The 25,573-nt window shown below is 72.6% G+C and carries 20 protein-coding genes and 1 tRNA gene; 9 read left to right on the plus strand and 12 right to left on the minus strand.

The window, feature by feature from the left end; genetic code table 11:
- Window positions 1–12: 12 nt before the first annotated feature.
- A complete protein-coding gene (locus OG470_RS05165) occupies window positions 13–1,230 on the minus strand; it encodes a hypothetical protein (protein WP_328421300.1) in 1,218 nt (405 codons plus the stop codon).
- Window positions 1,227–2,168 (minus strand): transporter substrate-binding domain-containing protein, encoded by a 942-nt coding sequence (locus OG470_RS05170; RefSeq protein ID WP_328421302.1) that lies wholly within the window; start codon window positions 2,166–2,168, stop codon window positions 1,227–1,229. Before OG470_RS05170 ends, OG470_RS05165 begins: the two co-directional genes overlap by 4 nt.
- 171 nt (window positions 2,169–2,339) lie before the next feature.
- Between OG470_RS05170 and OG470_RS05175 the strand changes: the two genes are divergently transcribed.
- Window positions 2,340–2,678, plus strand: coding sequence for a hypothetical protein (locus OG470_RS05175; protein WP_328421304.1), 339 nt, complete (start codon window positions 2,340–2,342; stop codon window positions 2,676–2,678).
- Here OG470_RS05175 and OG470_RS05180 read toward each other — a convergent pair.
- From OG470_RS05180 to OG470_RS05210, 7 genes are all read right to left on the minus strand, one after another.
- The gene (locus tag OG470_RS05180; RefSeq protein WP_328421306.1) at window positions 2,665–4,164 is read right to left on the minus strand and encodes a serine/threonine-protein kinase; all 1,500 of its coding nucleotides are present in this window, start codon (window positions 4,162–4,164) and stop codon (window positions 2,665–2,667) included. The two genes, OG470_RS05175 and OG470_RS05180, sit on opposite strands and share 14 nt — an antisense overlap.
- A gap of 30 nt (window positions 4,165–4,194) precedes the next feature.
- Window positions 4,195–4,707 carry a hypothetical protein gene (locus tag OG470_RS05185; RefSeq protein WP_328421308.1) on the minus strand — a complete coding sequence of 171 codons (513 nt, stop codon included), beginning with the start codon at window positions 4,705–4,707 and terminating at the stop codon, window positions 4,195–4,197.
- 139 nt (window positions 4,708–4,846) lie between these two features.
- Window positions 4,847–8,467 carry an adenylate/guanylate cyclase domain-containing protein gene (locus OG470_RS05190; RefSeq protein ID WP_328421310.1) on the minus strand — a complete coding sequence of 1,207 codons (3,621 nt, stop codon included), beginning with the start codon at window positions 8,465–8,467 and terminating at the stop codon, window positions 4,847–4,849.
- A complete protein-coding gene (locus OG470_RS05195) occupies window positions 8,464–9,300 on the minus strand; it encodes an MBL fold metallo-hydrolase (RefSeq protein WP_328421312.1) in 837 nt (278 codons plus the stop codon). The genes OG470_RS05190 and OG470_RS05195 overlap by 4 nt, the downstream gene beginning before the upstream one ends.
- Before the next feature lie 121 nt (window positions 9,301–9,421).
- The gene (locus OG470_RS05200) at window positions 9,422–9,883 is read right to left on the minus strand and encodes a RidA family protein (RefSeq protein ID WP_328421314.1); all 462 of its coding nucleotides are present in this window, start codon (window positions 9,881–9,883) and stop codon (window positions 9,422–9,424) included.
- Complete coding sequence (locus tag OG470_RS05205) at window positions 9,880–10,035, minus strand: DUF4177 domain-containing protein (RefSeq protein ID WP_007466198.1); 156 nt, start codon at window positions 10,033–10,035, stop codon at window positions 9,880–9,882. The genes OG470_RS05200 and OG470_RS05205 overlap by 4 nt, the downstream gene beginning before the upstream one ends.
- A gap of 44 nt (window positions 10,036–10,079) precedes the next feature.
- Window positions 10,080–10,559 carry a hypothetical protein gene (locus OG470_RS05210; protein ID WP_328421317.1) on the minus strand — a complete coding sequence of 160 codons (480 nt, stop codon included), beginning with the start codon at window positions 10,557–10,559 and terminating at the stop codon, window positions 10,080–10,082.
- Window positions 10,560–11,228: 669 nt separating this feature from the next.
- On the opposite strand from OG470_RS05210, the gene OG470_RS05215 reads away from it, so the two are divergent.
- From OG470_RS05215 to OG470_RS05225, 3 genes are read left to right on the plus strand one after another with little or no spacing between them, the layout of a single operon-like run.
- Complete coding sequence (locus tag OG470_RS05215; RefSeq protein ID WP_328426140.1) at window positions 11,229–11,795, plus strand: Rv0361 family membrane protein; 567 nt, start codon at window positions 11,229–11,231, stop codon at window positions 11,793–11,795.
- 26 nt (window positions 11,796–11,821) lie between these two features.
- Window positions 11,822–12,799, plus strand: a complete 978-nt coding sequence (locus OG470_RS05220) for an ArsA-related P-loop ATPase (protein ID WP_328421319.1) — start codon at window positions 11,822–11,824, stop codon at window positions 12,797–12,799.
- A 53-nt stretch (window positions 12,800–12,852) separates the two neighbouring features.
- Entirely contained in the window at window positions 12,853–14,004 is a 1,152-nt protein-coding gene (locus tag OG470_RS05225) for an ArsA family ATPase (protein WP_328421321.1), read from the plus strand.
- Window positions 14,005–14,010: 6 nt separating this feature from the next.
- Here OG470_RS05225 and OG470_RS05230 read toward each other — a convergent pair whose 3' ends face one another.
- The gene (locus OG470_RS05230) at window positions 14,011–14,331 is read right to left on the minus strand and encodes a WhiB family transcriptional regulator (protein WP_030328078.1); all 321 of its coding nucleotides are present in this window, start codon (window positions 14,329–14,331) and stop codon (window positions 14,011–14,013) included.
- A 404-nt stretch (window positions 14,332–14,735) separates the two neighbouring features.
- Between OG470_RS05230 and OG470_RS05235 the strand changes: the two genes are divergently transcribed.
- Entirely contained in the window at window positions 14,736–17,177 is a 2,442-nt protein-coding gene (locus OG470_RS05235) for a penicillin-binding protein (RefSeq protein WP_328421324.1), read from the plus strand.
- 99 nt (window positions 17,178–17,276) lie between these two features.
- On the opposite strand, the gene OG470_RS05240 is transcribed toward OG470_RS05235, so the two are convergent.
- A complete protein-coding gene (locus OG470_RS05240) occupies window positions 17,277–17,732 on the minus strand; it encodes a GatB/YqeY domain-containing protein (protein ID WP_328421326.1) in 456 nt (151 codons plus the stop codon).
- A gap of 25 nt (window positions 17,733–17,757) precedes the next feature.
- Between OG470_RS05240 and OG470_RS05245 the strand changes: the two genes are divergently transcribed.
- The 4 genes from OG470_RS05245 (at window position 17,758) to OG470_RS05260 (ending at window position 22,779) form a co-directional block, all read left to right on the plus strand.
- The gene (locus OG470_RS05245; RefSeq protein WP_328421327.1) at window positions 17,758–18,651 is read left to right on the plus strand and encodes a metallophosphoesterase; all 894 of its coding nucleotides are present in this window, start codon (window positions 17,758–17,760) and stop codon (window positions 18,649–18,651) included.
- Window positions 18,652–18,862: 211 nt separating this feature from the next.
- A tRNA-Pro gene (locus tag OG470_RS05250) sits at window positions 18,863–18,939 on the plus strand.
- Window positions 18,940–19,286: 347 nt separating this feature from the next.
- A complete protein-coding gene (locus OG470_RS05255) occupies window positions 19,287–21,878 on the plus strand; it encodes an ATP-binding protein (RefSeq protein ID WP_328421328.1) in 2,592 nt (863 codons plus the stop codon).
- Window positions 21,879–21,954: 76 nt separating this feature from the next.
- Window positions 21,955–22,779 (plus strand): class I SAM-dependent methyltransferase, encoded by an 825-nt coding sequence (locus OG470_RS05260; RefSeq protein WP_328421330.1) that lies wholly within the window; start codon window positions 21,955–21,957, stop codon window positions 22,777–22,779.
- A gap of 43 nt (window positions 22,780–22,822) precedes the next feature.
- On the opposite strand, the gene OG470_RS05265 is transcribed toward OG470_RS05260, so the two are convergent.
- Window positions 22,823–25,444 carry a NosD domain-containing protein gene (locus OG470_RS05265; RefSeq protein ID WP_328421332.1) on the minus strand — a complete coding sequence of 874 codons (2,622 nt, stop codon included), beginning with the start codon at window positions 25,442–25,444 and terminating at the stop codon, window positions 22,823–22,825.
- Window positions 25,445–25,573 lie beyond the last annotated feature (129 nt).

Genomic DNA, 25,573 nt, shown 5'->3' on the forward strand with positions numbered 1-25,573 from the left:
CAGCGGCAGCATTCAACCGGGAGTGCGGCAGGCGGCGTCGATGCGGTGCACCGGTCGGACGCGGCGGCCCAGCCCCTCCAGCAGCGAGTCCTCGACGTGGAAGTCGTGGATGCGCAGCCGGTGTCGGGGGAGCTCCTCCTCGCTCGGGCAGAGCACCTGAGCGCGTACCAGGTCGACCGGGACGTACCGCACGCCGCCCTGCTCCTGAAGGATCACCATGTTGACGTCGTCGGTGGTGACCACGTGCCCGCGAACGTCCTCGGTGGGGCCGTTCTCCGCGCCCACCGTGGTGACGGTCAGCGGCAGCACCGGCGTGCTGATCACCGGCAGCGCGGCCCAGACCAGCATGGCCAGCACCGCCACCTCGGTCACCGACGCCAGCGGCCGGATCACCATCCCGGGCAGCGGCCCGGCGATGAAGAGGGCCAGCAACGGCGGCACCACGATGAGCGCCAGCACCAGCCGCTCGCCCCCCTGGTCCACCGCGTCGCGCAGCGTGGGCAGTACCAGCCAGCCGTACCCGGCGAGCAGCGCGACGATCAGCAACACCCGTGGCGCGACCCGCTCGTGCAGCCGGCCGGGGCGGAGCTGGAACGCGGCCACGAACGCCGGCAACAGCAGCGGAAGGTAGAGCAGCGGCCAGGTGATCAGGGCGAGCAGGAAGCTTGCCAGCACCACCCAGGCCGGGGTGATGTCGGCCCAGCGGGCGAAGAGCGGTCGACGACGGGTGCCCGGCGGGAGTCGATCCGCGCTGACGGCCAGCACCGCGCCGAGCGCGAAGACGGCGACCATGCCGGTGGAGAGCAGCCGGGCCGCCGTGGTCAGGAAGCCGGCCAGCAGGTTGACCGGCCCGACGTTTGCCACCAGCAGCAGCGTGGTCTGGAGTTCGCCGCCCGCCTCCACCCCGAGGCGGAGAACCGAGAAGATCGCCGGTACGCCCACCACGGCGGTCCAGAACGACTGGCTGGCGCGGGCGCGCCGTTCCGCCGGGTCCCACCGGACCCGCCCGGGCTCGACGTCGGCGACGACCGGCTCGGCGGGTTCGGCGGCCGGCACGCCGACCGGCCAGTCGAGGCCACCCACGGCGCCAGCGGCCGAACCGTCGACGGCCGAGGACGCGGCAGCCTCCGTACCGTCGATGCTCGGCGAGGCGGCGGCGGCGCCCGGCACGGACGTGCGGGGCGGCGGGACCGGGCCGTCGCCGCCGGTGGCGGTCGGCGCCGTGCTCACTTCGCGGGCGCCTTGTCGTCGAAGTCGACCAGCTTCGGCACCTCCAGCGGCTGCGGCTGGCGCTTCTCGGCCTTCAGCCACGGGCCCAGAGTCCTGTTGTACGCGGTCTGCCAGGGACTTGCCTCCTCGTCCCGCCCCTGCTGGTAGCTCTTCTGTAGGAAGAACGCAACCAGGTCGCGCAGTGCCGGGTCGCCGATCGGCATGCCGACGCCCAGCAACTCGCTGGTGCCGAAGGGCAGGTCGACGATCTCGAACTCCTTCGGGTGACGGGCCAGGAAGCCGGCGAGGATCGTCTCGTCGGAGCTGACCGCGTCGTAGCGGCCTGCCCGGATGCCGGCGACGCAGTCACCAACGGTCTTCACGACCAGGGCCCTGACCTGGTGACTTTCCAGCTCGGCCTCGGAGGTGGAGCCGCCGCTGGTACAGATCTTGTAGTCCGGGTTACGAAGGTCCTCAATGGTGCTGATCTTGCCCCTGAGCCGGATCGGCACCATCACCTCCTGGGTGGTGACGAAGTACGGCCCGGCGAAGCTCACGACCTCCTTGCGCTTCTCGGTCATGGAGAAGCTGGACACCACGAGGTCTACCGTGCCGCCCTGCAGCGCCGGGATCCGCTCCTCGGTGGCCACCGGAACGAACTCCAGGCGCTGGTCCCCCTCGTAGCCGAGGGAGGCGGCGACGTACCGGGCGATCTCGACGTCGAAACCGACGTGTTGGCCGTTTCGCAACTCACCCATGAGCGGCTCGTTCGTGGCGACACCGATGCGCAGCTTCGACTGGCCGTAGATGTGTGTCTCGCGCATCTTCTCCTGCACGGACGGCAGGTCCGGCTCCTGACGGCTGTCGCACCCGGCGGCGGCGGCCGGGGTGAGGGTCAGGGCGACCGCCAACGTCGTCGCGATCGAGCGGAGCCGGGACTGCGAACTGCCTGAGTTCATGGGCGACCTCGCTGCCGAAAGAGCCTGCGGGACACCGAGAGTAGCGGTTTCGGTCCATTCCGTGTGCGCACCGTTTTGGTCGCTCCAGCCAAGCCGGTCGATCAACTCGGAGCGGCGCGCCGGTCAGCTCTCTGCGGTTGACAGCCGGCCCGGCCGCGACATGCTGGAGGGGTGAGCCGACTGTCCAGGCCCGATGCGCGGATCGTAGCGGTGGTCGCGGCGCTGGGAGCCCTCGCGCCGCTGGTCATGCTGGTCGTCTGGCGCCGCCAGGATCTTCTCGGCGTGGTCCTCGCGCTGCTCTGTGTCCTGCTGACCATGGTCGCCGGGGTGGCCGTCTCCGCCGCCCGACAGGGCGACGACCCGGAGCCGGCGGACCGGCCGGCCGCCGGGCCGCCGGAGTTAATGCCGTACGGGCTGGACGCGGACACCCTCGACGCCCTGGACAGCCGGGACGCGTTGCGTGCGGTGCATGAACGGCGGCGCGGGCCGGGCGGGCTCAGCGCCCGGTGAGGGTGGGCGCGGTGAGCGCGTCCACGCCCCGCCCGGCCAGGCACCGGTAGGTCCGGTCGATGCTGCCGTCCACCGGCGGCAGCACCTCCAGGTGCCAGCCGGCCGACTCGGTGATCCCGGTGGTCAACCGGAACGTGGTCGCACTGCACACCTTGCGCACCGGCTCGGCGGCGACCACGTCGTCGTATTCGGCGCCGATCAGCGACACCGGCAGGAGGCCCTCGGCGTACGTCTCCCAGGTGTGCCGCCCGGCGCAGGGGACCCGGACCGCCTCGGCACGGGTGCCGCGGATCCGCACCGGGCCGAAGCACTCCAGCTCGGGCAGGCATCGTGCGCCGTCCGGCAGGGCGGTCTGCGCGCCGGCGGCGGTGGTGCAGCCGGGCAGTGGCCCGGTCGCCGGCGCGGCGGCCCGACTCACCGACGGGGTCGGGTTGGGCGGTTGCGGGCTGCTGGCCACCAGGGCTCCGGCGGTTGCCGAGGCAGCGAGCGCGAGAACCCCGGCGCCGCCGAGGAACCAGCGCCGCAGGGAGCGCCGCCCGCCGGGAGCCGTCGGGTGGGCGTCCTCGACAGGAGGGCGGGGTACGGGCTGGCCGGTGGCGTACGGGCCGGAGTGGGTCGGGCTGCCGCTGACCGGGGCGCCGCTGACGGGTGCCGACGGCGAGCCGAGCGGCAGGCTGGCGAGCAGTTCGTGCAGTTCGAGGGCGGAGGGCCGCTCGGCCGGGTCGTTGGCCATGCCGACGCGCAGCACGTCGATCAGCTCGTCCGGCACGCCGGGCAGGGTGGGGACCGGCTGGTTGAACATCTCCAGCACGGTGACCAGGCTGGGGTTGCGCTCGGACTGCCAGCGCGGCGGCCGGCCGTGCATCACCGCGTAGAGGGTGGCGCAGAGCGCGTACACGTCGACGGCCGGCGACGGCGGGCTGTGGCTGAACATCTCCGGCGGCGCGTACGCCGGCGTGAGCACCTCCAGGGTGACCGAGGCGTCCCGATGCTCCGCGAGCACGGCCAGCCCGAAGTCGGCGAGTACCGCCGAGTTGAAGGGCGAGTAGAGGATGTTCGCCGGCTTGACGTCGCGGTGCAGCACGCCGGCCGCGTGCGAGTGGGCCAGCGCGTCAGCGATCTTGAGGCCGAGGTCGCGAGCCTCGATCGGGCCCAGCGGCGACGTGCGCATGCGCTCGGCGTACGACCCGTCGCAGAGTTCCATGATCAGGTAGGGGTGCTGGTCGATGGTGACCCCGACGTCGAAGAGGTCCACCACGTGCGGGTGCGACGACATCCGCCCGGCCGCCCGCGCTTCACGAAGAAAACGGGCCTGGTCGCGCTCGCTGTCCAGCGTGCGGTTCTCCACCTTGACGGCGACCTCACGCCCCACCGAGATCTGGGTGGCCTGGTAGACGGTCGCGTAACCACCCCGGGCAAAGACCCGCAAATCGGTCAGACCGGGCACGATCGGCACTGGCAAGCCGCCAGTCGGGGTGTCGGTCACTGCTCGAAAATACCCAACCCGGCCAGTCGCTCAGCGCACCGCGTCCGCCGGAGCGGCGCCGGCAGCGCCGGGACCGTCCCCGGCGTCGCCCGCCGGCAAGGCCGGGTCGGTGCCGTTGGGCGTCGCGTCGATGCCGACCGGCGCGCCCCTGCGGGCGTCCAGGCGCAGGCCGACGGCGGTGGCCAGTGCGCCCAGCCCCTCCCAGGCGGCCACCCCGAAGAACCGGTCGGGGGCGATGTCGGCCAGCACGGCGATGGTGAACACGGTGAAGGTGACCAGACGGAAGACCACCGTGAACCGGTAGAAGGCCCGCCACTCGGTGACCGTGGCGAGCAGGTAGTAGACCCCCATGTTGAACGACGCCATCGAGGACGCCAGCAGGAACGTGCCAGTGTGGTCACCGGCGGAGCGAGTAGTCGGCACGTCCAACCCGAGCATGCGCAGCAGCGCCTCCGGCCAGAGCAGCCCGAGCACGCCCATCACCAGCGCCAACACGCCGAAGACAGCGATTGTCCAGCCCGCGGCGGAACGCGGCAACTTCATGAAGGGCCTCCCCAGGCGCCGCGACGATCACCTGTGGACCACCGCACGGTGTTGACACGCTAGCCGCTCGCCCCGACCAACCACATCCCCGGAACCGTCAAAACCGGATCGGGTCCCGGCAGCCGGCGGACCGCCCCGGCTAGACGGCGGCGAGCCGCGCGCGCAGGGCGTCGGCGGCGGCGCGTTCGCTGCGCTGCTCGGTCGCGTATGCCAGCCGAACCGCCTCGTCCGCACTGGCCAGTGCCTCCGCCGGGTGACCGCACGCGGCCAGCGCCTCGGCCAGCACACTGGCCGCGATCACCTGACTACGCACGTCCTCGGCCGGCGCGGCGACCGCCCGCCGAGCCCAGTCCAGCGCCTGGTCCCGCTGACCGTGGGCGAGCAGCGCCGACGCGTACCGGGCCATCGCCTGGCGGCGGGAGAAGAGCAGCGAGGGTGCGGTCGCGGCTGCGGTGGCCACCGGGGCGAGCAGGCCGACCGCGGTCGCCGGGTCGCCGGCGGCCAACCGGGCGGTGGCCAGCAGCACCCGGGGTGCCACCTGCGCCGGGGCCTGCGGGTTGTGCGGCTCGACGGCGGTCAGCACCGCGCGGGCGGCCTGCTCGGCGGTCTCGCAGTCGCCCATGTCCAGCGCCACGAAGCCACGCAGCGTCCCGGCCATCCCGGTGAGCAGCGGGTGCGAGGTCAGCTCGGCGTACGCCACGGCGTCGGTGAGCAGGTCGGCCGCGTGCTCCGGCTCGCCCAGCCCGCGCGCCACCACGGCCCGGACCACCAGCGCGAACCCGCGCCCCCAGTCGTCGGAGGCGGCCGCGAACTCGCGATACGCCCGCCGGGCCTCCCGATCCGCCTCGGCCAGGTCGCCCAGTTCGGCCGTGGCGAACGCCGCCACCGCGCGCAGCGTGCCCACCGCCCACGCCTCCCCGACCCGCTCGCCGAAGGGCAGGAAGACCTGCGCCATCCGACACGCCTCCCGCAGCCGGCCTGCGAGCAGCCGGGCGAAAGCCGTGGTGCCCCGCAGCCAGGCCCGCCCGTACGGATCCTTCAGCTCGGCGAAGAGTCGGGCGGCCCGGCCGAGCACCGCGTCGGTGCCGGCGAAGTCGCCCCGGGTGGTGGTCACCCAGGCCAGGTTCTGCAACGACCAGGCCTGCCCGCGCCGGTCCTGCGCGCCGAGGCTGACCTGGTACGCGGCGGCCAACCGGCTGCTCGCCTGGCTCAGCCGCCCGGCCACGAAGTCGGCCATGCCGAGCCGGCGCATCGCGGAGGCGCGCAGCGTGGGCAGCCCGGCGGCAGTGGCCACCTGCAACGCCTCCTGCCAGGCGACCACCGCCCGGCCCTGGTCACCGACGGTCTGCTGAGCCTGCCCGGCGAGCAGCAGGGCGCTGACCCGGATCGCCTCGTCCCCGGCGTTCGCGGCAATCTTCTCGGCGAAGGCGAGGGCGTCGACGACCCGACCGATCTGGAGCAGCGCCCGGGCATGCACCACCCGGTCGGCCGCCGGCACCCCGTCGCGGGCCAGTTCGGTGGCGCGCTCCGCGTACTCCACGGCCAGCGCCGGCTCGCCCGCCGACAGTGACCGGCGGGCGGCCCGGCCGAGCGCGGCGACCCCGAGCGGGACCACCGCGCGGGCCGACGCGTCCGGACGCAGCTTCACCGCGTCGGCGAGCCTGGCGGCCCGCTCGACGTGCGTCGCCACGAAGTCGTCCCGGGCCTCCTCGTTGAACCCGCCCGGCCCGCCGGCCGCCGTCTCGTCCCCCGGCGCCGCCCAGCGCGCCAGCGCGGCGTGCCGCTCGGCCAGCTCCGCCTTGCTCACCCCGGCGTACGCGGCCTCCCGCATCAACGGGGTGGCGAACGCGTAGCCGGTACGGGTGCGGTGCAGCATCCGCCGTTGCAGCAGCTCCTCGACGGCTCGGTCGAGCTCGACGGCGACCACCGCCGACGGTCGGCCGTCGCGGCCGGCCCGCTGGTCGCGCAGCGCCTCCAGCGCACCGGTCGGGACCGTGTCACCGACGACCGCGGCGTCGCGCAGCACCGAGCGGGCGTCCGGCGGCAGCGCGTCGATGCGTGCCGCGAGCACGGCGGCGAGGTCCCGGGAGAGCAACCGGCTGCCCAGCGAGCCGGGCACCAGCCGCCAGCCGGCCGTCGAGCCCTGGTCCCGCTCGCCGGGTGCGCCCCGGTTGCCGCGCCCTGGTTCCACCGTGGTGAGCGCTCCGCGCTCGATCAGCAGGGTGACCAGCTCGGCCAGGTAGAACGGGTTGCCCTGGGCGGTGGCCAGCAGCCGGTCCGTGTCGGCCTGCGGCAGCTTGCCGCCGCTGAGGTAACTGGTGAGCAGCCGGGCGGCATCGGCGCCGCGCAGCGGCGGCAGGGAGTGCACCTCGGCGTCCGCGACCCGGGTCAGCGCGCCGGCGGTACGGACCAGCTCGGGGCGGCCGAGCAGCAGCACCAGCACCGGGCCGGTGAGTCGGGACAGGGTCAACCCGAGAGCGCGGATCGTCTCGGCGGTGGCGTCGTGCAGGTCGTCCACCACGATCACCAGTGGCGCCTCCATGGCGAGCCCACTGAGCAGGTCGGCGACCGCGTTCGGCACCGCCTCGGCGTCGGCCGCCGGCGCGCCCGCGCTGCCCCACTCGCCGTTGTCGGTGCCGCCGTGGGCGGGAAGGTCGGCGTAGCCGAGCAGGGCGAGCACTTGATCGGTGACGATCGGCGGCTGCTCACTGCCGGCCCGGGCCAGCCGCTGGCCGAGCCGGCGCAGCCGCTCCTCGACCGCTGGCCGGGTCAACGCGGTGGCCGCGTCACTGGGCAGGCCGACGGCGGCGCGGACCAGGTCGGCCAGCGGCGCGAGCCGGCGCCGCTCACCGAAGGCGGCGCAGCGCACCGAGAGGACCCGGGCACCGGTGTGCGCGGCGTACCGGCCAGCGCCCACGTCGTACCCGGCGGCGAGGCGTTCCACCTCAGCGGCGAACCGGGACTTGCCGATGCCCGCCTCGGCGGTCATCAGCAGCACCCTCGGATCACCCTGGTCGATGACCTCGGCGAGCCGCCCGGCGACCCGACCGATCTCGGTCTCCCGGCCCACGTAGGGCGCCTCGTCGCCGAGGCCGGACCGGGTGCCCGGCGCGTCCAGCAGACCCAGCAGCTCGTACGCCTCGACCGGCTCGCGCTTGCCCTTGAGCCGCAACGGGCGCAGCGCCCGCCAGGAGGCGACGTGCCGGGTGGTGGCGGCGGTCCGGGCGCCGGCGTAGACGGCACCGACTGCGGCGGCGTCGGCCAGCCGGGCGGCGGTGTTCACCGTGTCCCCGATGACCGTGTACTCGATGGCGGCCTGGATGCCCGCGATGACGTCGCCGGTGTTCAGTCCGACCCGCAGCCCGAGCGGCGCACCGCCGCCCCGCTCGTCGTCGAGCACCCGGCGGACCGCCCGCTGCATCGACAGGGCGGCCCGGACCGCGCGTTCGGCGTCATCCTCGTGCGCCACCGGGGCGCCGAAGACCGCCATGATCCCGTCACCGGTCAGCTTGTCGACGTGCCCGCCGAAGGTCTTCACCGCGCCGGCGAGGGCGGCGAGCACCCGGTCGGTGACCGCACCGACCCGTTCCGGGTCAAGATCCTCGGACCAGGAGGTGAAATCGGAAAGGTCCCCGAAGAGCACGGTGACCACCCGGCGCTCGGCCGCCGGCAACGTCGCGGCGGCCGGCAGCGCGGCACCGCAATTGTGGCAGAACCGGGCACCGGGAACGGCGACGGTTCCACACACGGGGCAGGTCACGTGTGTTCCAACCCACTGACCCCCGGCTCAGATTCCCCGGTGGCGACCCCCAGGTACTCCAACTGGGCGCGGACCGACCACTCGGCGGCCCACCAGAGCGAGCGGTCCACGTCGGCGTAGACCGCAGCGACCACCTCGGCCGGGGTGCGGGCACCGGCGGTGACCGCCGCCCGCACCTGGTCGAGCCGGGCCCGACGGTGGGCGAGATAGAAGTCGGCCGCTGCGGCGCAGTCGGCCAGCGCCGGGCCGTGTCCGGGCAGCGCCGGGATCCCCCGGTACGCGGACAGCAACTCCAGGCTGGTCAGGTAGTCGCCGAGGTGCCCGTCCGGGTGGGCCACCACCGTGGTGCCCCGGCCGAGGATGGTGTCACCGGTGAGCACCACCCGCTCGTCGCCGTACGCGACGTGCAGGCAGACCGAGTCGGCGGTGTGCCCGGGGGTGGGTACCGGTCGCACCGCCAGGCCGGGGAGGTCCAGTGGCTCGGGCCGAGCGGCCAGCGGCTCGGCGCCGATGCTGTGTGCCAGGTCGACGGCGCGTACCGGCACCCCGCCGAGCAGCTCGCTCAACCGGGCGGAGCCCTCGGTGTGGTCGGGGTGGCCGTGGGTGATCAGGATCAGCCCGACCGGGCCGGTCGCGGCGATCCGGGTCAGGTGCCCCTCGTCCGCCGGCCCCGGGTCGACCACGACGCCGTACTCCGCCGCCGGGGCGCGCAGCACCCAGGTGTTGGTGCCGTCGAGGGTCATCGGGCCAGGGTTCGGCGCGCGCAGCAGCGTCACCCAGCTCGGCAGCTCGTCGGCGAGGGCCGCCGCCGGCGCCGTCACGTGCCCGCTCATGGCTGCGATCGTACGACCCCGCCCGCCACACCCCGCGATCATGCACGTTCGGTCCCTGATTCATCCCTGTTCAGGGCTTTCATCCGGGCCGGAAGTGCATGGTCGCGGGGGTGGCGACGCGTCAGGCAACCTCGACGATGAGTTCGATCTCCACTGGGGCGTCGAGGGGGAGTTCGGCGACCCCCACGGCGCTGCGGGCGTGACGGCCGGCCTCGCCGAAGACGGTGCCCAACAGGTCGGAGGCACCGTTGATCACGGCGGGCTGGCCGGTGAACCCGGGCGCGGAGGCCACGAAACCGGTCAGCTTGACCACCTTGACCACATTCTCCAGGCCGACCAGCGAGTCGACCGCGGCCAACGCGTTCAGCCCACACCGCTGAGCCAGGTCCTTCGCCTGCTCGGCGGAGATTCCGGCGCCGACCTTGCCGGTGGCCAGCAGCTTCCCCTCGGCGATCGGCAGTTGGCCGGAGACGTACACGTGCTGCCCGGACTGCACGGCCGGCACGTAGCTGGCCACCGGCGGCACCACCTCGGGCAGTTCGAGCCCCAGCTCGGCGAGCTTCGCGTGCGGGCCGTTGCTCATGCCTTGGGCCGCTTCAGGTACGCGACCAGTTGGTCCGGGTTCGGCCCGGGGACCACGGCGACGAGCTCCCACCCGTCCTCGCCCCAGTTGTCGAGGATCTGCTTGGTCGCATGGACCAGCAGCGGGACCGTGGAGTATTCCCACTTCTGCATCGCTGGAGGGCTCCCTCTCGGTGCGGACTTCTTCGAGGCACAGCCTACGGTCCGCTGGCCGAGTGAGGTGCGGGACGCTGCTCCGGCGCAGCCGGCAGCTCTCCGCAGGGTCCCTCGTGCTCGTACATCTGAGGGCAGCGGGACCGGTCGGGCAGCAGCAGGTCGCAGAAGACCCGGTGCCGGTTGTTCTGGTCGTCGGCGTTGGACACGGTGGTCTCGCCGGCGTCCAGCTCCGGCAGAAAGCCCAGGGACACCGCGACCCGACCGGCCAGCGTGGTCGCCGCCGCCAGGTCGGGCACCCGGATCGGCAGGTGGATGACGAAGCCCGGCTCGTCGTCGTCCCGGGCCCGCCCGATGGGGCGACTCGGCGCCCGCGCCGCCTCCGTCGACTCCGGCACCCGGCGGTACGACCGCTCGTTGACCGGCAGGCTGCCCACCGGCGCGTCGGCCTCGCCGACGGACCCGGGCCTGCGCGGCCGGTTGTTCGGGAACTGGGTGCGAGGAACATTGTCCGCGTCGCGCATGTACTGCCTCCGGGGTCGTACCTCTCGGATCACACTTCCGGTCCGAACCATCCGTCCGTTCCGGCCCCCGCACCGGGACGAAGGTAGGTCCCGAGCCTCAGTCCCGCCAACAGGACGCGCACGATCGGTCACCCCGAGCCACATATACGACACCTTGCAGGTAGGAAGCCCGACGGTGCTCCGCACCGGTGGCCAGCCGGTCGAATTCGAAGCTGGCACGGCACGACGGGGGCGACATCGATCCGGTGGTTGACCGCTACCCTTCCGGTCGGACGGTCGCGCAGCGCCCGGACGCCCGCTCGATCACGCTCGGCGCCAGGGGTGGCGACGGGCGCCGCACCCCCGGGGGAAGAGATGACCCAACCGCCCAGCGGCGACCAGCCCGCACACCCGCCCGTTCACCCGGATCCCACCGGCCAGCCCGACGGTTCCGCCGTCCCCGGCCAGTCGGCCCCCGACGCGCAGCCCGGCCCGCTCGCCCTCCCGGCGCAGCCCGCCAGGCCGGCGCTCCCTGCACAGCCGGCATCGCCCGCATTCCCTGGCTCGCCCGCCTTCCCCGCGTCGCCGGCCGGGCCGGCCTTCCCCGCGTCGCCGGGCTTCCCCGCGCCGCCTGCCGGGCCGGCGTTCCCCACTCAGCCGGGCGGGACGAACTTCCCCGGGCAGCCTGGTCTGGCCGGGCAGCCCGAGGGTCCGGGCGGCGCAGCCGCACCGGCTGGGCCAGGCACTCAGGACCCCTCGGCGATCCCGCCTCCCCCCTCCGGCTACCCGCCCTACCCGGGCGCTGCCGCGCCGAAGAAGAAGCGCGGCCTGCTGATCGCGGCGATCGCGCTGGTCGTGATCATGGTGCTCTGCGTGGGCGGCGGCGTGGTGGCGTTCCTGACCCTGCGCAACGTCGAGAACGGCGAGGGCGCCAAGGAGCCGGCGGTCGCCGTCGACGAGTTCCTCACCGCGGTCTACAAGGATCGCGACGCGACCAAGGCGGCCAGCCGCGTCTGCGCCGCCTCCCGGGACGACGAGAAGATCGCGGCGAAGGTGGCCGAGGTGCAGAAGTACTCCGCCGAGTACCAGAACCCGCGCTTCCGGTGGACCAGCCCCAAGGTGGACAACCAGACCGGAGACCGGGCCACCGTCTCCACCCGGATCACCATGACCACCGCCGACGAGAAGGTGGCCGACCAGGACCTGCGCTTCACCGTGGTGCAGAAGACAGGTTGGTGGGTCTGCGAGGTCGCGTGACCGCCAACCCTGGATAGGCTCGACGGGTGCGTGCAGCTGAGCGGCCGTCCGACCCGGCCGGTAACGGATGGTCGGCCCGTCTCCACGTCGTGACCGGCAAGGGCGGCACCGGCAAGACCAGCGTGGCGGCGGCGCTGGCCCTGGCGCTGGCCGCCGGCGGCCGGCGCACCCTGCTGGTGGAGGTCGAGGGGCGGCAGGGCATCGCCCAGCTCTTCGGCATCGATCCGCTGCCGTACGAGGAGCGACACCTCGCCGACGCCCCGGACGGCGGCGAGGTGCGCGCGCTGGCGGTGGACGCCGAGGAGGCGCTGCTCGAGTACCTCGACATGTTCTACAAGCTGGGTGCGGCGGGCCGGGCGTTGCGCAAGCTCGGCGCCATCGACTTCGCCACCACGATCGCCCCCGGTCTGCGCGACGTGCTGCTCACCGGCAAGGTGAAGGAGGCCACGACCCGCACCTCAGGGCAGCGGCGCGTGTACGACGCGGTGGTGCTGGACGCCCCGCCGACCGGGCGGATCGGCCGGTTCCTCAACGTCACGGCCGAGACGGCCCGGCTCGCCAAGGTCGGCCCGATCAAGACCCAGAGCGAGGGGGTCGCCGCGCTGCTGCGCTCCCCGATCACCGCGGTGCACGTGGTCACGCTGCTGGAGGAGATGCCCGTGCAGGAGACGGTGGACGCCATCGCCGACCTGACCTCGCTCGGCTTCGGGATCGGGAAGGTGATCGTCAACGGCGCCCGGCCACCGCTGCCCGCCGGCCGGGCGGTCAGTGCGGCCGAGCTGAAGCGCGGGCTGGTCGCCGCCGGGCTGCCGGCCGACCGGGAGACCGTCACCGGCCTGCACGACGAGGCGCGCGACCAGTTCATCCGGCGCGAGCTGGAGGATTCGCTCCGAGCCGACCTGGTGGAGCTGGGGCTCCCGATGGTCGAGCTGCCGTTGCTGCCCGACGGGGTGGACCGGTTGGGGCTCGCGACGCTGGCGCAGGCCCTCGTCCGGGCCGATTGACTCACACCTGAGCTCTGCACGGGCGCTGGACCCACCCGGCCCGATACGCTCGATTGGTGCCTTCCGAAGACGCGGCGCCGCAGCTGGACGTCGACCAGATCCTCGCCGACCCAGGCGTGCGGATCATCGTGTGCTGCGGTGCCGGCGGGGTCGGCAAGACGACCACGGCCGCGGCGCTGGCGCTGCGGGCCGCCGAGCAGCACGGCCGGCGCACGGTGGTGCTCACCATCGACCCGGCCCGCCGGCTGGCCCAGTCGCTGGGCCTGACCGAGCTGGACAACACTCCCCGCCAGGTCAAGGGGATCGACGTCGAGACCAGCGGCGGCGAGCTGCACGCCATGATGCTGGACATGAAGCGCACCTTCGACGACGTGGTGCTCCAGCACACCGATCCGGCGAAGGCTGCGGAGATTTTCTCGAACCCGTTCTACCAGGCAATGAGCTCCACCTTCGCCGGCACGCAGGAATACATGGCGATGGAGAAGCTGGGTCAGCTGCACGCCCGGGGCGAGTGGGACCTGATCGTCGTGGACACCCCGCCGTCCCGCTCGGCACTGGATTTCCTGGACGCGCCGGCCCGGCTCTCCCGATTCCTCGACGGCCGGATGCTGCGACTGCTGATGGCCCCCGCGCGCAGCGGCGGGCGGAGCATGTTCAGCCTGGTCACGGCCTCGTTCGGGATGTTCTCGAAGGTGGTGCAGAAGATCCTCGGTGCGCAGCTGCTCACCGATCTGTCCGGCTTCGTGGCCGCACTGGATTCGATGTTCGGCGGTTTCCGGCAGCGGGCCGAGCAGACGTACCGCATCCTCCAGGCGCGGGAGACGGCCTTCGTGCTGGTCGCGGCACCGGAGCCGGACGCGGTCCGGGAGGCCGCGTACTTCGCGGGCCGGTTGCGGGAGGAGAAGATGCCGCTGGCCGGCCTGGTGCTCAACCGGGTGCACCGGCCGGCGGTGCCGGAGCTGGACGCCGAGCGGAGCCGGCTCGCCGCGGAGCGGCTGGCCGAGCTGGGTGGGCACGAGGCCACCGCCGAGGTGCTGCGAGCGCACGCGGCGCTGGCCCGTCAGGCGGTACGCGAGCAGCAGGTGGCCGCGCGGTTCACCGAGGCGTTCCCGGCGGTGCCGTCGGTGTCGGTGACGGCGCAGCCCGCCGACGTACACGACGTCGACGGGCTGCGGACGATCGGCGCGGCGATCAGCCGGCCGTGACCGGCGTCAGTTGGCCGCGCTGACGAGGATCTTGTCCTTGCCGGCCTTGTCCTTGCTGTTCTTCTTCATCGCGGCCTCGAACATCTTGCGCCAGCTCGTCACCTGCGGGTGACGACGCAGCAGCGCCCGCCGTTCGCGTTCGGTCATGCCACCCCACACACCGAACTCGATTCGGTTGTCCAGCGCGTCGGCCAGGCACTCGTAACGAACTGGGCAGCTCCGGCAGATCCGCTTCGCCACGTTCTGTTCGGCGCCCTGTACGAACAACGCGTCCGGGTCCCCGTTCTGACACGCCGCCAGCGACGGCCAGTCAGTAATCATGCCCATGTGTACACGTCCCCCCTTGCAGTACCTACCGACCTCGTTGCACGTCAGCCGGCAATTCCCCCCGATCGCCCGGCCTGCCTTCCCCAAGGCGGCGCGAACGACATGTGGCTCTGTCGCCGCCCCCATCATGCTCTGTAGTCGACTGATTACGCAACGTTGTCGACGAAATCCATCATTCCGGACACTCCCGGCGTCCCGGGCTCTCGACCGCCGGTTACCCCGCCGAGGTCGGCGAAAACGCTGCGCCGCCTCCTCCGACTGGAGGAAACTCACGGCAGGTCACGCGCAACCACGCACCGGGGGTCGTGCGTTTAGCACAACGAGGGCAGCGCACGCAGGAAATGGGGAAAGAACGCCCTAGCGCCCCTCGTTCCCTACTCGCGTACCCTGTCGAGGTGACCTGGATGCGGAAACGTGACCACAATGTGCTGACCAACGCCGCATCGCTGCTCATATGTGGCCTGTTGGCTGGCGTGGTGGTCGCTGCGGCGGCCTTCCCCGCGGTGGCGATGTCCGGCTTGGCCGCCAAGGCCGGCGCCGAGACATTCGGTGCCCTGCCCACGGAGCTGACGGTGGCCCGCGCGCCGCAGATCAGCTACCTACTGGCCTCGGACGGCAAGACGCCGCTCGCGACGATGTACGACGAGAACCGGCGGGACGTGAAGCTCGCCGACATCTCGCCGTACATGCAGAAGGCCATCATCGCGGCCGAGGACCATGACTTCTACAAGCACAACGGCGTCGACATCAACGGTGTCGCCCGCGCGTTCGTGAACAACCAGAACGAGAGCGCCGGCCGGCAGGGCGCCTCGACGCTGACCATGCAGTACGTCCGGCTGGCCATCGCCTACTCGGCGACCCACCCGGCCGACGTGGTCGCGGCGACCGAGGACACCAGCGCCCGCAAGCTCCGCGAAATGCGGCTGGCCCTCCAGGTCGACAAGGAATTCTCCAAGGACGAGATCCTCACCCGCTACCTCAACCTCGCCTCGTTCGGCAACGGCGCGTACGGCATCTACGCCGCCAGCCAGGTCTACTTCGGAAAGCCGCCGAGCAAGCTGAAGATCGAGGAAGCGGCGCTGCTGGCCGGCATGGTGAAGGCGCCCACCACCAACGACCCGACCACCAAGGCCGGTTACCCGCTCGCACTGGACCGGCGCAACTACGTCATCCAGAACATGCTCGACATCAAGGCCATCACCCAGCAGGAGGCCGACGCGGCCAAGGCGACCAAGCTGGTGGTGAAGGACAAGCGCACCCCGAACGGCTGCGTCGCCGCCAACGTCAACAGCTGGGGCTTCTTCTGCGACTACTTCTACCGCTGGTGGATGCAGGAGGAGACGTTCGGCTCGACCACGTACGACCGCGAGCGGCGGCTCAAGAGCGGCGGCTACACCGTCGTGACGTCGATCGACGTTCAGGCGCAGAAGGGCGCGGACGCGGCCGTCCGCAGGGCCAAGAGCGAGAACAGCAAGGAAGCCGCCATGGTCGCGGTGGTGGAGCCCGGCACCGGGCGGGTCCGGGCGCTCGCGGTCAACCGGCAGTTCAAGCTCGACGACCCGAAGAACCCGAAGAACAAGATCTCCAGTGATCCGGCGAAGAGCAAGAAGGGCATCCGGGGCAACTATCCGGCGACGGTGAACCCGCTGCTCACCGGTGGCGACGGCATCGCCGGCTACCAGGCCGGCTCGACCTTCAAGATCTTCAGCATCGTGGCGGCGCTGGAGAAGGGCATTCCGCTCAGCTACACGATCAATGCGCCGCAGCAGTTCAAGTCGGAATACATCATCGACAGCAGCAGCCCGGCGGCCTGCAAGGGGACGCACTTCTACTGCCCGACCAACTCCGGTCTGAAGGCCGGCGGCGTGCAGACCATGTGGAGCGCGTTCTCCCAGTCGGTCAACACGTACTTCGTCCCGCTGCAGCAGCAGGTGGGCGCGGAGAACGTGGTCGACGCCGCCAAGCGGGCCGGCATCCAGTTCCGGGCCAGCAGCGACGCCAAGTTCGCCGGCACCAAGGACGCCGCCCACCAGTGGGGCGCATTCACCCTGGGCGTCTCCTCGACCACGCCGTTGGACCTGGCCAACGCGTACGCCACCCTCGCGGCTGACGGCAAGTACTGCGAGCCGATCCCGGTGCAGGAGATCCGGGACCCGGAGGGCAAGAAGCTGGACATCGCCAACCCGCGCTGCGAGAAGCGGTTCAGCACCGAGGTGGCCCGGGCCGCCGTGGACGCCGCCCGCTGCCCGGTCGGCGACAACTCCAGGACCAGCAAGTGTGGCGGCAGCCGCACGGCCGGGGTGGTGAAGGGCATCGTCGACGCGCCGGTGGCCGGCAAGTCCGGCACCACCGACTCGGAGAAGACGGCCGCCCTGGTCGCGATGACCAAGCAGTACGCGGTGGCTGGCATCATGGCCGACCCGGACTGGCCGCAGACCAACGTCAAGATGAAGCACAAGGAGAAGGACGGCATCAACCCGCCGGTGTACGAGACGCTGCGGGATGCGATGAAGGGCAAGCCCCGCGTCAACTTCGAACCGCCGGGGCAGAAGATCTCCGAAGGTGACCAGCGCAGCATCCCCGACGTGAAATGCGTGTCGGTGGAGACCGCGAAGTCCCGGATCAAGGGCGCCGGCTTCGAGCCGGTCGTCTCCGAGACGAAGGTCCCCTCGTCCTGCAAGGCGGGCGACGCGGCCGGCACCAGCCCGGACGGGCGCACCATCAAGGGCGGCGTGGTCATCATCCAGATCAGCCGCGGCGGCGGGGCCACCCCGCCGGGCACCACCACCCCGGGGCAACCCGGTAACCCGCCCGGTCGACCCGGCGCGGGCCGCCCAGGCGGCTGAGGTAGCGCGGACGCACGAACGGGCGGGCACCCACTGCGGGTGCCCGCCCGTTCGTCTGTCGGGACTACTCCGGTACGAGACTGCGGCGGTGCCCTCGGGTCAGAGGCCGAGCTGTCGGCGTACCTCGGCGGCCACCCTGCCCCCCTCGGCCTGACCGGCCACCGCGGCCTGGGCCGACTTCATCGCCGGGCCCATCTGGGCCTTACCGGTGAAGCCGCCCGCGGCGAGCGCCCCCGTGACCAGCTCGGTCAGCTCGGCATCGGAGAGTTGCTTGGGCAGGTAGCGGTCCAGCACCTCGCCCTCGGCGGTCTCCTTCGCGGCCTGCTCGGCGCGGCCGGCGTCGGCGAAGGCGGTGGCCGCCTCCCGGCGCTTCTTGGCTTCCTTGGTCAGCACCGCGAGCACCTCGTCGTCGGTGAGCTCGCGCTTGGCCTTGCCGGCGACCTCGGCGGTGCCGACGGCGGCCAGGGCCATCCGCAGCGTGGAGGTGGTCAGCTCGTCGCGCGCCTTGAGCGCGGAACGCATGTCGGCAGTGAGGCGGTCCTTCAGCGTGCTCATGGACGGTCAAACTACCCTGAACGCCATGCGAAAGCGCACACTATTCCGACTCGCCGCCGGAACCGCCGCAGTCGGCGCGGCCACCCTCGCGTACGCGTCGCTCATCGAGCGCAACATGTTCACCCTGCGGCGGTACGACGTACCGATGCTGCCGGCCGACGCGGAGCCGCTTCGCGTGCTGCACCTGTCGGACCTGCACATGATGCCCAACCAGGCGCGCAAGCAGCGCTGGGTGGCGTCGCTGGCCGCACTCGACCCGGACCTGGTCGTGGTGACCGGCGACAACATGGCACACCCGGGCGCCGTGCCGGGGGTGCTGCGGGCGCTCCAGCCGCTACTGGACTACCCGGGCGCGTTCGTGTTCGGGTCCAACGACTACACCGGGCCGGTGTGGAAGAACCCGTTCACCTACTTCCTGCCCGACCGGGAGTACACCGAGGGCGCCGAGCTGCCCTACGAGGAGCTGCGCCAGGTGTTCACCGGCGCCGGCTGGGTGGACCTCAACAACGCACGGACCACGCTGAAGGCCGGCGGCCGGCAACTCGACCTGGCCGGCGTGGACGACCCACACATCGACCGGGACGAGTACGAGGCGGTGTCCGGCACGGTCTCGTCCTCGGCGGACCTGTCCATCGCGCTCGCGCACTCACCTGAGCCTCGGGTGCTCGACCAGATGGCCGCCGACGGCTTCGGGCTGCTGCTGGCCGGGCACACCCACGGCGGGCAGGTCTGCGTACCGGGCGCCGGGGCACTGGTGACCAACTGCGGCCTGCCCCGCTCGATGGCGCGCGGACTGCACCGGTGGCCGGGCTCGGAATCCTGGCTGCACGTCTCCGCCGGCCTCGGCACCCACCCGACCGCTCCGGTCCGCTTCGCCTGCCCCCCGGAGGCGAGCATCCTCACCCTGATCCCCCGCTGACCGCCACTCCGCCGCCCGGCGCCGGGCGTCCGGCGCCCGACGCCCGGCGTCAAGATCCGCACAACTTCCGGGAAATAGGTGCCTCACCGCGCTGGAAGGCCACTACATCCCGGAAGTTGTGCGGATCTTGGCTGCTCCGGGCGGGGTCCGGCCGGCGGGGGTACCGAGTTTGACCATCGCGGCGGGTGGGCTACTATTTGTCGGCACGCCTCGGGGTGTGGCGCAGCTTGGTAGCGCGCTTCGTTCGGGACGAAGAGGTCGTCGGTTCGAATCCGGCCACCCCGACCAGAGGTAATAGCAGGTCAAGGCCCCTCCACCGAGGGGCCTTGATTCGTTTCCGGCGAGCATCGCTCGCATTGAGGCAGCGATCCGTGCGAGCACCCTGCGATTTGGGTCACGAGTCGAAAGCGCGGCTGCCGGTCCAGCGTCATTGACGTCCGGTCGTGGCCCCTCACCTTCGCCGCGTCGTTGGTCGGCACCCAATCGGACACAGCGCCACTCGCGTACGAGTGCCGAAGACCGTGGAACCCGGGGTCCGACGGGCAGCCGTGTCCGGTGCGGCGACGGAGACGTCCAGTGAATGCTGCCGTCGCGGCTGACGTCCGAGCGACGCCCGCTGACTAGCATCGACCGCGATGGAGCTGCTGGAACGCGCGGACGCGCTCGCCACCCTGGACGGGCTGCTGGCCTCCCCCGGCGGCGCGATCGCGCTCGTCGCGGGCGAGGCAGGTGCCGGCAAGTCCACCCTGGTCGGTGCATTCGCGGCGACGGCCGGGGCCAGGGTGCTCTGGGGCAGCTGTGACCCACTGCTGACCCCACGGGCGCTTGGCCCCGTGCACGACATCGCCCGGCAGGTCGGCGGCGTACTCGCGGAACGACTGAGCGCGCTGCACACGGCGGCGGAGGCCGAACGCCGTGACGCCTTGTTCGACGCGCTCCTCGACGAGCTGACCGATTCCCGGCCCGGACGCCGAACAGTGATGGTGGTGGAGGACACGCACTGGGCGGACGGGGCCACCCTGGACCTCATCGCGTACCTGGGGCGGCGGCTCGCCCGCCACCCGGCGCTGCTCGTACTCACCCTGCGCGATGACGAGGTCGGGGCGGAGCATCCACTGCACGCCGTACTCGCGGGCCTGCCCCGGCCAGTGGTCCGCCGGTTGCCGCTGCCCGCCCTGTCCACCGATGCCGTCGCGGAGCTGGCCCGGCGGGCCGGCCGCGCCCCGGGCGGGTTGTACCAGGCCACCGGCGGCAACCCGCTGCTGGTCACCGAGGTGCTGGCCGCGACCGGCCCGGGTGTGCCGCCGACCGTACGCGATCTGATGCTGGCCCGACTGGCCGCGTTGTCGCCGCCGGCCCGGGAGGTCGCCGCCCTGGTCTCGGTGGTCCCGTCCCGGGCCGAGCCGTACCTGCTCGACGGTCACCCGGCGGCTGCCGTGCAGGAGTGCCTGGATCGGGGGGTGCTGGTCCCGGTGGGCAATGCGGTGGCGTTCCGGCACGAACTGCTGGGCCGGGCGGTACGCGAGTCACTCTCCCCGGTGCACCTGGTCGCGCTGCACGCCGCCGTGCTGGCCCGACTCACGCCCCGGGCGGATGTGGACGCCGCCCGGCTGGTGCACCACGCTCACCACGCCGACGATCCGCTGGCCGTACTGCACTGGGCACCCGTGGCGGCCCAACGGGCCAGCCGGGCGGGCGCGCACCGGCAGGCGGCGGACCACTACACCGTCGCGCTCCCCCACGCCGCGGGCCTGCCGGCACCGCGCCGGGCCGAGTTGCTGGAGGCGTACGCGACCGCCGCGTACCTCGCCGGGTTGGCCGCGCAGGCGCTGGACGCCCGGCGGGCCGCGCTCGCCATGCGGGAGGCCGAGGGCGATCCGCTGCGGATCGGCGAGAACCTGCGCTGGGTGTCGCGTCTGTGCTGGTGGACCGGGGACAGCACGGCGGCCCGGACGGCGGGTACCCGAGCGGTTCGGGTACTGGAGTCCGCGACCCCCGGCAGGCAGTTGGCGATGGCCTACAGCAACATGTCGCAGCTGCTCATGCTCGCCGACGACAACGACCGGGCCATCGAGTGGGGTGACCGGGCCCGGGAGCTGGCCCGACGGCTCGGCGACGTGGAGACCGAGGCGCACGCCCTGGTCAACGTCGGCTCGGCCCGCCTCCAGAGCGGTGATGTCGCCGGCATCATCGAGCTGGAACGTGGGCACACCCTGGCCGTCGCCCACCACCTCGACGACCACGCGGCCCGGGCGCTGGTCAACCTGGCCACCATGTCGCTGGAGTGGCACCGGATCGGGCCGGCTGCCGAGGCCCTGGACCGGGCACTGCGCTTCACCACGACCCGGGACCTCGACGGGTACGCCCGGCACCTGCTCGGCTACCGGTCCCGGCTGCGGCTGACGACCGGCGACTGGGCCGGTGCCCGCTCCGACGCCGAACGGGCGCTGACCGGCACCGCGCAGCCCGGGGGGAGCCTGGTCCCGGCCCTGGTCGCACTGGGCCTGCTCGACGCGCGTCGGGGCGAGGCGACCACTGGCGAGCATCTGGACAGGGCGGCGCGCTGGGCGGCGCAGAGCCGCGAACTCCAGTTCGTCGTGCCGGTCGCCGCGGCCCTGGCGGAACGACACTGGCTGGCCGGCGAGCCGGGACCGGCGGTCCCCGAGCTGCGCCGTGCCCACCGGCTCGCCGTCGACGCGGGCCAACCCTGGTACGCCGGCGAGCTGGCGTACTGGCTGTGGCAGGTCGGCGAGCCGTTCGGGGACACCGGCGCGCTGGCGTCGCCCTACCGGCGGCTGATCGAGGGTGACTGGGCCGGCGCAGCCGAGGAATGGCACCAGCTCGGCTGCCCGTACTCCCGTGCCGAGGCGCTGGCCTGCGGCGACGACCCGGCGGCCGCCGAGGCGCTGCGGATCCTGGACGGGCTGGGCGCGATCGCCGTGGCCCGCAGGATCCGGGCCGAACTGCGCGGCCGTGGGATGGCCCGGGTGCCGAGGGGGCCGCGCCCGGCGACAGCCGCGCACCCGACGGGCCTGACCGCCCGGCAGCGGGAGGTGCTGGCGCTGCTCGCCGAGGGGCTCAGCAACGCCGAGATCGCGGCCCGGCTGTCGCTCTCCGCCCGGACCGTCGGCCACCACGTGTCGGCGGTGCTGGACAAGCTCGCGGTGCCCAGCCGGGGCCAGGCGGCCGCGGCGGCCCGCCGGCAGGGCCTGGTGCCGCCAACATAGGTGTTTCTACCGATCCCCCGGAGTGCCACCCCGCCTACCGTCGGTGACACACCGAACCGTCCGAGGGGGACCACTGATGACCACCGCAATCGATCTCAGCGCCGTCAAGGCACGCCAGCAGGTGACCTGGGCCAGCGGCGACTACGGCGCGGTCGCCGCGCTCATCCACCCGATCTCCGAGTGGCTGGTCGCGGCTGCCGACCTGTCGGCCGGCGCCCGGGTACTCGACGTGGCGACCGGCACCGGCAACGCGGCCATCGCCGCCGCCCGCTGCGGCTGCGCGGTGACCGGCGTCGACTACGTACCCGAACTGCTGGAACGCGGCCACGCCCGGGCGGCGGCGGAACGGCTGCCGGTCACCTTCGTGACCGGTGACGCGGAGCGGTTGGCGTATCCCGACGGCACCTTCGACGCGGTGCTCTCCGTCGTCGGCGTGATGTTCGCGCCGGACCAGGAGCGGGCGGCCGCCGAGCTGGTCCGGGTCTGCCGGCCCGGCGGCACGGTGGCGTTGGCGTCGTGGACGCCGCAGGGGTTCATCGGCGAACTGTTCCGCACGGTGGGGCGGCACGTGCCGCCGCCGGCAGGGCTGCGCCCGCCGGTCCAGTGGGGCGACGAGGGCCGGGTCCGCGAGTTGCTCGGCGGGGCCGTGGGTGAAGTGCGGGCGGTACGCCGGGAGTTCGTCTTCCGCTTCGGCACCCCGGAGGAGTTCGCCAACTTCTTCCGGGCCAACTACGGGCCGACGCTGAAGGCGTTCGAGGCGCTGCCCGAGGAACGGCGACCGCACCTGCACGCCGACCTGGTGGAGCTGGCCCGGACGCACAACCGGGCCACCGACGCCACCGTGCGGATCCCGGCGGAGTACCTGGAGGTGGTGGCCGAGCGGACGCCGGAGCGCTCCTGACCGGGCCCGCCCCTCGCCCTTCGCGGGCGAGGGGCGGTCGGGGTCAGGGGGTGGTGGCGATGAAGTGGCCGGCCTGGTCGACCACGACGTCCGTGCTGCCACCGCTGTTGTTGAACAGCGTCACGGACCCGTTGGCGCCCACCCGGACCACCGCGGCGTTCGACGCAGTCTCCCCGGCCACGAAGTTGACGTTCGAGACGGCCGCCGGCGCCTCGCCCTTGGGGTGCGCGGTGAGGACACCCGGAGCGGTCGGCGCGGTGACCGTCAGGTTGGCCACCAACGCGGTCGGCTTCGGCGCACTGTCGTTGCCGTTCGGGTCGAGGTAGGGCACCCACAGGTCGATCGACGAGAACGGAGCCAGGGTCGGATCAGCATTGCCGCCGATCGCGCTCCGGGTGTCGAGCACCCGCTGGGGACCGTGCGGCACGAAGCCGTCGGTGGCACCGGTGCCGTACCAACCGGCCAGGTCCGCGAGCACGTGGGTGGTACCGGAACTGACGTTCTGGAGAACGAGCCGACCGTTCACCACCGGCACCGTCACCAGGTTGGGGATGGTCTGGCCGGCGACGAAGTTCAGGTTGGACGCCGTCGGCACGGACGAACCGGCCGGGAACACGGTTAGGACCCCGTTCGCCGTCGGCTGGGTGGCCGTCACGTTCAGCACGACGGCCTTGGCACCTGACGGCACCCGCCCGGAGAGGTCCAGCACCCGATAGCTGTTCGCGGGGATCGGCGTGCCCCCGTTGGCCCGACTGTCCAGCACCCGGGTCGGCGGCAGCGGCTTGAAGCCGTCACCCACCCCGGAGTAGAAGCCCTGCAGGTCGGCGACGACGTGCACCGTCCCGCCGGCGTTGTTACGGATGCGCAGGTTGCCGTTGGACATCGGCACCGTGACCAGGTTCGGCACGGTCTCGCCGGAGACGAAGTTGACGCTCGACGCCCCGGGTGCCGTCGTGCCGTCGGGGTAGACGGTGAGGTAACCGGCGCTGGTCGGCTGGGTGGCTGTCACGTTGAGCACCACAGCCGTGATGTTCGAGGCCGCGACCCCGTTGATCGACATGATCGGCAGGACGATCTCGGAGTTGGCCGCGATGGGAACGGTGGTGCCGATTCCGACGGCGGCGCGAGTGTCCAGCAGACGGGTCGGCGTCACCGGGGTGAACATCGCGCCCAGGACCGTGCAGTACGCGAAGTGCGGCTCGAACACGATGTCCGGGAGCACCCGGAAGTTGTCGAAACGGGTAGAGCTGTTGTGTACACATGCGCCACCGGCGCGGGGGAGCTGGCGCTCCGCCGGTTCAATCGGACCCACGCGATAGAACCGGTCGCCGGTGAGCTTGCGGATCACCTTGCCCACCGGGCCGTCGGTGGGCCACGCGTGGATGACCGTCACGGGGTGAACGAAGTCCAGCGACGAACCGCCCGGCTTGCGCCGAATCTCGTCGATGCCGGTCACGGTCGAGTTGCCCTGGAGCTCCACCGCGCCCCGGTCGTGGTAGCCGTTACCGGTGCCGGTGTTGGGCACACTGGGCGCGTCGGCGTGTGCGTTGTCCAGCAGGTCGGTGCGAGTGGCGCCGGGCGCCGCCGCATCGGCGGAGTCGACCGCCGGCGAGGCGGCGGTCAGCGGGAACCAGCCTCGCTCGGTGCCCTGCATCTCGCCCAGCAGGGCCGGGGCCAGGATGTCGTGACCGCCCTGCCCCGTCGCCGCCCGGAACGACGCCAGATCGGCGTGATCGGTGTCGCCCCACCGGTAGACAGCCCCACCACTGGCCGGGTCGACCAGGTTGTGGTCGGCCTCCGTACCGCCGGTGGCCGCAGCGGAGACCGAGATCGCGGGCGCGGTGGTCGGGTCGGCACAGGCCCCCGGCTGCGGGACGGGCCCGGCACCGGTGCGCAGGATGTTGTTGCGGATACTCGCGCCGGTCGAGGCACCGGCCAGCACGATCCCGGTCGCGCAGTCGGTCACCACGGTGTTGCCGGTGATCCGGGCTCCCGGCGCGTCGGTCACGGCGACCCGGGTCTTGAAGAAGGTGCTGGCGGTGACCGTCGCGCCAGAGACGCCCGCCTCGACGGCCACGCCGGTGCCGGAGCCGGAGAACCAACCCCGGCTGACCGTGACATCGCTGGACGAACCCGTCACCCGGACGGCGGGCAGGGTGCCCGCGCCAGCGGCGACGCCGTCCACAGTGACCCGCTGGGCTCCCTGGATCAGAGCCGGCACCGCGTCGGCGCGGCCGGAGAGTGTGAGGCCCTCGACCACGACGTCGTGCACGCCGGAGATGGTCAGCGGAGTCCCGCTGATGCTGTAGTGGCCAACGCGGACCATGCCGTACGGCGTGTTGACCGCCCGCAGGGTGATCGGCGCGGATTCGGTGCCGGACCGCGTGACCGTCACCTTCTCCGCGTAGTTGCCCGGCAGCACGAGCACCGTCTGGCCCGGCTGGACGACAGCCAACGCGGCGCCGATCGTGCAGTAGGGCGCAGCCTCGCTGCCGTCGCCAGCCGGCTTACAGTCGCGCTGACTGACGTACACCTCGGTGCCAGCGGTCGCGGCCTTGGCCGCGGGCGACGCGGGTGCCGCCACCGCTGGCGCGGCCGGCCCGGCCAGGCTCGCACCCCCCAGCAGCGGTACGACCGCGAGCTGGGCCCACCTACGCATATTCATCAACCATCCCCCGTGGAAGTCGAGTTTTGCTCGGCGCAGCCTATATCCACGGAGGTCATATCGGTTGTCCTGCGCCACTGGCACAAACGAGCCGGCGCCCGCCCGTTGGTCACGGGAGGACGCCGGCTC

The sequence above is a fragment of the Micromonospora sp. NBC_00389 genome (assembly GCF_036059255.1).
In the GTDB taxonomy this organism is placed as follows: domain Bacteria; phylum Actinomycetota; class Actinomycetes; order Mycobacteriales; family Micromonosporaceae; genus Micromonospora.